The following is a 6,818-nucleotide window of genomic DNA, read 5'->3' as shown; positions in this document are numbered from 1 at the left end:
GACGGCCGCATCGTCGACGAACTCCACAACCCCACCGCCGACACCGTCCTGGACCGCATGCGCCGCTTCGACGCCAAGGGCCGCACCAGCTGACCTTCCGGCACCCGAACGCCCGCACCTGAACCCAGGACACCTCATGTATCGCACCGCTTTGCGCAACGTGCTGGCCCACAAGGGCCGGCTGCTGATGACGGCTCTGGCCGTCATGCTGGGCACCGCCTTCGTCGCCGGCACCATGGTCTTCTCCGACACCTTCGGCAAGGCCATGCGGGACAGCAACTCCAAGAGCTACTCGGACGTCTCGGTCCAGGTCGTGGACAACGCGGCCGGCTCCCGCGTCTCGGCCAAGGAGAAGAGCGAGAACGGCTCCGCCACGCTCACCGACGCCAGTGTCCAGCAGTTGGCCGCACTTCCGGGCACCGCCGGCGCCCGTGGCGTCGTCAGCGGCTTCACCGGCGTCGCCGACCGCAGCGGCAACCTGATCGGCCAGTTCTGGGCCGCCAGGGGCGCCAACTTCACCCCGGGCCAGGACGGCAGGGACGCGCGCTACCCGATGGCCGAGGGCAGGGGGCCGACGAACGGCAAGGAGCTCGCGCTCGACCGCAAGACCGCCGACAAGGCCGGTTACAAGGTCGGCGACACCGTCCGGGTGGCCGCCAACGGGCCGGTCATCGAGGCGAAGCTCACCGGCATCTTCACCACCGACGACCCCGTGGTGAACACCGGCGGCACGCTCACCCTGTTCGACCGCACCACCGCCCAGCAGCTGCTCCTGGAGCCGGGCCGCTACAGCAGCATCGTGCTCACGGCCAAGCCCGGCACCACCGAGGACGCGCTGCTCGCCCAGGTCCAGCCCGAGGTGCCGGCCGGCAACCAGTTCGACGTCGAGACCGGGGCCAAGCTCAAGGCCGACGAGCAGAAGCAGATCGCCGAGGGTACCGACACCCTGCGCACCGTGCTGCTCGCGTTCGCCGGCATCTCGCTCTTCGTCGGCATCTTCATCATCGCGAACACCTTCACCATGCTGGTCGCCCAGCGCACCAAGGAACTCGCGCTGCTGCGGGCGATCGGCGCCAGCCGCAAGCAGGTCACCCGCTCCGTCCTGGTGGAGGCGCTGGCGATCGGTGTCGTCTCCGCGGTGGCCGGTCTGCTCGCCGGCGTCGGGATCGGCGCCGGGCTGCAGTCCCTCATGCGCACGCTGAACGCGGACATGCCGCAGGGCTCGCTGGTGATCAAGCCGGTCACCATCGGCGTGACCCTGCTGGTCGGTGTCCTGGTGACGGTGCTGTCGGCCCTGCTGCCGGCCATGCGCGCCTCGCGGATCGCCCCGGTGGCCGCGATGAGCAACGGCGACCAGCCGACCAGTCAGAAGAGCCTGGTGGTCCGCAACACGATCGGTTCCCTCCTCGCCGCCGGCGGTCTCGCGCTGATCGGCTTCGGTGCCTCGACCGGCAACGACACCGGCCGGATGCCGGTCGCGATCGGCGCCTTCCTGGCCCTGATCGGCGTGTTCGTCCTGCTGCCGCTGCTCTCCCGTCCGGTCATCGCCCTGGTCGGCCCGGTGCTGCGCAAGCTGGCCGGCACCCCGGGCAAGCTGGCCCAGCAGAACGCCGTGCGCAACCCGCGCCGCACCGCCTCCACCGCCGCCGCGCTCACCATCGGCCTGACCCTGGTCACCGGCCTCACCGTGCTGGGCGCCTCGGTCACCGGCGTGATCGACCGGGCCATCACCAACTCGATGAAGGCCGACTACGTGGTCGGCGCCGCCAACGGCATGGGCCTGTCCGACCAGGTGCCCGGCGAGATCGCCAAGGCCCCCGGGGTGGCAGCCTCCTCGCCGCTCACCTCCGTCTACTGGAAGCTCGACGGCACGAGCAAGTCGATCAGCGGCCTGAACGCGGACAGCTTCGACCAGCTCGCCGCGGTCAAGCTGACCAGCGGCTCCACCGCCGCCCTCGGCCAGGGCCGACTCCTGGTGGACCAGGACGTCGCCACCAAGTTCAACGTCACCACCGGCTCGACCATGGCCGTGACCTTCCCGGACAAGTCCACCGGGCAGCTCACCGTCGGCGGCGTGTACGAGAAGGGCGGCATGCTCGGCCCGGTCGTCCTGGCCAACAGCGAGATCGTCAAGCACGAGCCGAAGGCGCAGATCACCGACGTCCTGGTCAAGGGCAAGGACGGTGCCACCGACGCGCTCAAGCAGTCCCTCAAGGACGCCACCGGCGCCAACCCGGTGATCGAGGTCAAGTCCAAGCAGGACGTCCGGGACCGCTTCAGCCAGTCCATCACCTTCGTCCTGAACCTGATGTACGGCCTGCTGGCGATGTCCGTACTGGTCGCGGTCCTCGGCGTGATCAACACGCTGGCGATGTCGGTCTTCGAGCGCAAGCGCGAGATCGGCATGCTGCGGGCGATCGGCCTGGACCGCCGGGGCATCAAGCGGATGGTCCGTCTGGAGTCCGTGGTGATCTCGCTGTTCGGCGCCGGGATCGGCGTGCTGCTCGGCTGCTTCATCGCCTGGGCCATCAACGGCACCCTGAAGTCCAGCCTGGCCGGGCTCACCACGGTCGTGCCCTACGGCCAGCTGCTGCTCTTCCTCGCGCTGGCCGGGCTGGTCGGCCTGGTGGCCGCGATCTGGCCGGCCCGCCGGGCGTCCAAGCTGGACATCCTGGAGAGCATCAAGACCGACTGACGGTCGGTCCGGGAACGCGGAAGGCCCCTGCCGGAGAGTTCGGCAGGGGCTTTCCAACTTCTGTACTCCGCCCGGTCACACGGCCGGCTGAGCACCACGGAGGTCGTGGTCCGGCGACACTGCCGGGCGGAGGGCCTCCGACTCATACCCCGGCGCTCCCACACCGGGGTCTCAGTCGCTTACTTGCTCGCGAGTTCCTTCTCGGCGGCCGGCTTGGCGGCCTCCACGGGCTTCGTGGGCGGGGTGACCTCCTGGATGGGCAGGTACGGCTGCTCCATCTGGGACAGGCCGACCATCTCGCGCTTCAGGAAGACGGCGAGGGTCCAGTCGGTGAAGACGCGGACCTTGCGGTTGAAGGTCGGCACCATGGCGCCGTGGTACGCGCGGTGGAACCACCAGGCGAGGCGGCCCTTCAGCTTGAACTTGCCGAAGAGGATCGCGACGCCCTTGTGCAGGCCGAGACCGGCCACCGCACCGAGGTTCTTGTGCTTGTACTCCTTCTGCGGGAAGCCCCGCATGCCGGAGATCACGTTGTCGCCGAGGACGACGGCCTGGCGGCAGGCGTGCTGCGCGTTCGGCGGGCACCAGGCGCCCTCGCCGGCGGCGAGGTCCGGCACCTGGGCGTTGTCGCCGGCGGACCAGACGTAGTCGAAGCCCTGGACCTGGAGGGTCGGCGCCGTGTCGACGTGGCCGCGCGGGCCCAGCGGCAGGCCGAAGTGGGCCAGCACCGGGTTCGGCTTCACGCCGGCCGTCCACACGATGGTGGAGGCGTCCATCTCCATGCCGTTCTTCAGCACGACGTGGCCGTCGACGCAGGAGTCCATGGAGGTCTCGATGTAGACCTCGATGTTGCGCTCGCCGAGCTTCTCCTTGGTCCACAGACCGAGGTCCGGGCCCATCTCGGGGAGGATGCGGTTGGCCGCCTCCACCAGGATGAAGCGCATGTCGTCGCGGCTGACGGTCTTGTAGATCTTGGCGGCGTCGCGCGCCATGTCCTCGACCTCGGCGATCGTCTCGACGCCGGCGAAGCCGCCGCCGATGACGACGAAGGTCAGGGCCTTGCGCCGGATCGCCTCGTCCGTGGTGGACTCGGCCTTGTCCAGCTGCGCCATGACGTGGTTGCGGAGGGCGATGGCCTCCTCGACCGTCTTCATGCCGATGCCGTTCTCCGCCAGACCCGGGATCGGGAAGGTGCGGGAGACCGAGCCGGTGGCGACGACGAGGTAGTCGAAGGGCAGCTCGTAGGAGTCGCCGGCCGCGGGCGCGATGGTGGCGACCTTGCGGGCGTGGTCCACAGCGGTCACGTGACCGGTGAGCACCTCCGCCTTCTTGAGGGCGCTGCGCAGGGGCGCGACGAGGTTGCGGGGCGCGACGTTGCCGCCGGCCGCCTCGGGGAGGAAGGGCAGGTACGTCATGTACGACCGCGGGTCGACGACCGTGACGGTCGCTTCGCCGTAACGCATCTTCTTGAGGATGCGCATCGCGGCATACAGGCCGACGTAACCACCGCCGACAATGAGGATGCGAGGACGCTCCGTGGTGCTCATATCCGAAAGTATCCAGCACCGTCCGGAGCAGCCTTCGTGAGCCCGGTCACAAGCGGATGGACACCCCGTGCTACACTGCGCGGCCACAAAACGGCCCCCTCGGGGACACCTCACCGCACCCACGGGCACCCCGTGAGCACCGGGGGCCACACCACCCGGCTGAGCAGCAACGATCCGTACAGCACCCGGGTTCCCGCTCGTGATTCCGATTTTCAAACCTCAAGTGAGGCCTGACCTGCGATCCAACGGGCCACGCGCGGCGGCAGCCTTCGGTCCCACAATTCGGACGTAGCGGACGAGCGGGTGCGACGAATGGCCGGATCGCCATGTGAAGAAATTCACGAACTTTTCCGCCCGTCCCCGGGCGCGCCCCGGCCCCGGCCCCCCGTTCGGGGTTCCGGAGCCGGTCGGGTAAGGCCCGCAACGGGTCAGGAGGCAATACTCCAGGCGATGCCGTCCAGGATGTCGTGCTCGCTCACGACGACCTCGGCGGCGCCGGTGCGCTCCATGATCTCCAGCAGCTCCAGCGCGCCGGCCGCGATCACGTCCACCCGGCCCGGGTGCATCGACGGGATCGCCGCGCGCTCGGCGTGGGTGGCGGCCAGCAGCTCGCGGGCGATCTCCGCGACCCGCTCCCGGCCGATCCGCGAGTGGTGGATCGCCGCCGAGTCGTAGGCCGGCAGGTCCAGGGCGATCGCGGACACCGTGGTGACCGTCCCGGCGAGGCCCACCAGGGTGGCCGCGCCGGTCAGCGGGACGGTCTCCTCGGCCTTGTCCAGCTCGGCCCGCACGTGTGCCCTGGCCTCGGCGACCTGCTCCTGGGAGGGCAGCTCGGCGCCGCCGAAGTGCCGCTCGGTCAGCCGGACGCAGCCGATGTCCACCGAGCGCGCGGCCTGGACGTCGTCCGTGCCGAGCACGAACTCGGTCGAACCGCCGCCGAGGTCGAACACCAGGTACGGCGCGGCGAACTGACCACCGGTCAGCTCCTTGGTGGCGCCGACGAAGGACAGGTGCGCCTCCTCCTCGCCGGAGACCACCTCGGGCTCGACGCCGAGGATCTCGCGCACGCCCTTGACGTACTCGTCGCTGTTCTCGGCGTCCCGGGAGGCGCTGGTGGCGACGAAGCGGATGCGCTCCGGGCCGACCCCGAAGCCGTCGACGACCTCCCGGTACTCCCGGCAGGCCGCGAAGGTGCGGGCCAGCGCGTCCGGGTGCAGCCGGCCGGTGCGGTCCACGCCCTGGCCCAGCCGGTTGACGATCATCCGGCGGTCCAGGTCGGTGATCTCGCCGGTCGCCGGGTCCAGGTCGGCGACCAGCAGCCGGATCGAGTTGGTGCCGCAGTCGATCGCGGCCACGCGGGTCGTGCTCACTCGGACTCCCGCGCCTCGGCCTCGTTCGCGGCGCGCTTCTTCGCGGCGCGCTCGGCGGCCTTCTGCTCCTTGGCGGCGATCACGGCCGCGTGGTCCTGGTCCTTGGCCCGGTTGCGCAGGACCCGCTCGCCGGCCGCCTCGACCTCGGCCGGGGAGACGCACGGGCCCTTGGCCCACCAGTCCTCCAGCATGCCGATCGCCTCGTCGCCGAGCGGGTTGACGCCCTCTCCGGCGGCCAGCGAGTGGCCGACCAGGACGTGCAGGCACTTGACCCGGTCCGGCATGCCGCCGGCGCTCGGGAAGCCCTCCAGCACCTCGATGGCATCGCGCCGGGCGATGTAGTCCTCGTGCGCCTTCTGGTACGCGGCCGCCAGCTCCGGGTCCTCGGCCAGCCGGGCGGTCTGCTCCTTCATCACGCCGTCCGCCTCCAGGGTGCCGATCAGCGAGGCGGCCTTGGGGCAGGTCAGGTAGTAGAGCGTCGGGAACGGCGTGCCGTCGGGCAGCCGGGGGGCCGTCTCCACGACGTCCGGGTTGCCGCACGGGCAGCGGTGGGCCACGCCGCGCAGGCCGCGCGGGACCCGGCCCAGCTGGGCGGCGATCGCGGCGACGTCGGCGTCGGAGACGGCGGGGTGGTTCTCAGTGGTCATGGGGGGAGGGGTCTCCAACGGGGGACGGTGGGAGCGGACGGGTCGACGGCGCGATGGGGGCCAGGGCCGCGGTGTCGGCGGCGTCCACCGAGTCCCAGACGCTGGAGTACCAGGGCTTGGCGGCCTTCACCGCGCCGCCGGCCGTGCCGTCGGAGGGGGCGGGCGGAGGGGCGGAGGACGGGGCGGCGCCCGCTCCGGCCGGATCCACCGCGATGTACGGGGTCTCCCCCGGCATCGCGTAGTGCAGCCGGGCACGGGCCTGCGCCTTGACGTACTCCGGGTCCTGCCAGCGGGCCTTGTCCCGGCGCAGCTGCTCGACCTGCTGCCGGGCGTGCTCGGCCTTCGCCCGCTGGGCGGAGATCTCGGCGCGCTGGGAGATGAACTGCCGCGTCGGGTAGGCGAGGATCGCCACCAGCGAGCAGAGCACCAGGACGAGGACGGTCGCCCGGCTCGTGAAGCGAGGACGGGCCGCCAAGCCCGGGATCCTCCAGCCAGCCATCTCCCGTTCCCCTCCTGGTCGCGACGGTGCCCCGCCGTCCACCCTACGGGGTGAACGGCG

Annotated in this window: 4 protein-coding genes and 2 pseudogenes; 2 read left to right on the top strand and 4 right to left on the bottom strand. The window is 71.0% G+C overall.

What is annotated here, in order from left to right; translation table 11 throughout:
- Positions 1 to 93, top strand: a pseudogene (locus AB0C76_RS22605) (ABC transporter ATP-binding protein); the annotation flags it as partial.
- Between the two features lie 43 nt (positions 94 to 136).
- Positions 137 to 2,695, top strand: coding sequence for an FtsX-like permease family protein (locus AB0C76_RS22600; protein WP_359968205.1), 2,559 nt, complete (start codon positions 137 to 139; stop codon positions 2,693 to 2,695).
- A gap of 179 nt (positions 2,696 to 2,874) precedes the next feature.
- On the opposite strand, the gene AB0C76_RS22595 is transcribed toward AB0C76_RS22600, so the two are convergent.
- From AB0C76_RS22595 to AB0C76_RS22580, 4 genes and pseudogenes are all read right to left on the bottom strand, one after another.
- Positions 2,875 to 4,242 (bottom strand): NAD(P)/FAD-dependent oxidoreductase, encoded by a 1,368-nt coding sequence (locus AB0C76_RS22595; RefSeq protein ID WP_359968203.1) that lies wholly within the window; start codon positions 4,240 to 4,242, stop codon positions 2,875 to 2,877.
- Between the two features lie 428 nt (positions 4,243 to 4,670).
- Positions 4,671 to 5,612: a Ppx/GppA phosphatase family protein gene (locus AB0C76_RS22590; RefSeq protein WP_359968201.1), complete on the bottom strand. Its 942-nt coding sequence runs from the start codon at positions 5,610 to 5,612 to the stop codon at positions 4,671 to 4,673.
- Positions 5,613 to 5,761: 149 nt separating this feature from the next.
- Positions 5,762 to 6,277, bottom strand: a pseudogene (locus tag AB0C76_RS22585) (DUF501 domain-containing protein); the annotation flags it as partial.
- Positions 6,249 to 6,734, bottom strand: a complete 486-nt coding sequence (locus AB0C76_RS22580) for a septum formation initiator family protein (protein ID WP_359968199.1) — start codon at positions 6,732 to 6,734, stop codon at positions 6,249 to 6,251. The gene AB0C76_RS22580 and the pseudogene AB0C76_RS22585, both read right to left, overlap by 29 nt.
- Positions 6,735 to 6,818 lie beyond the last annotated feature (84 nt).

This window comes from Kitasatospora sp. NPDC048722 (assembly GCF_040650235.1).
GTDB lineage: Bacteria > Actinomycetota > Actinomycetes > Streptomycetales > Streptomycetaceae > Kitasatospora.
Note: the sequence above shows the minus strand (reverse complement) of the source record. Positions and strands in the feature narration are given on the sequence as shown.

Bases quoted from the DNA above. Each gene is read 5' to 3' on its own strand.
- AB0C76_RS22595 (WP_359968203.1), bottom strand. From the start codon at position 4,242: ATGAGCACCACGGAGCGTCCTCGCATCCTCATTGTCGGCGGTGGTTAC.
- AB0C76_RS22600 (WP_359968205.1), top strand. From the start codon at position 137: ATGTATCGCACCGCTTTGCGCAACGTGCTGGCCCACAAGGGCCGGCTG.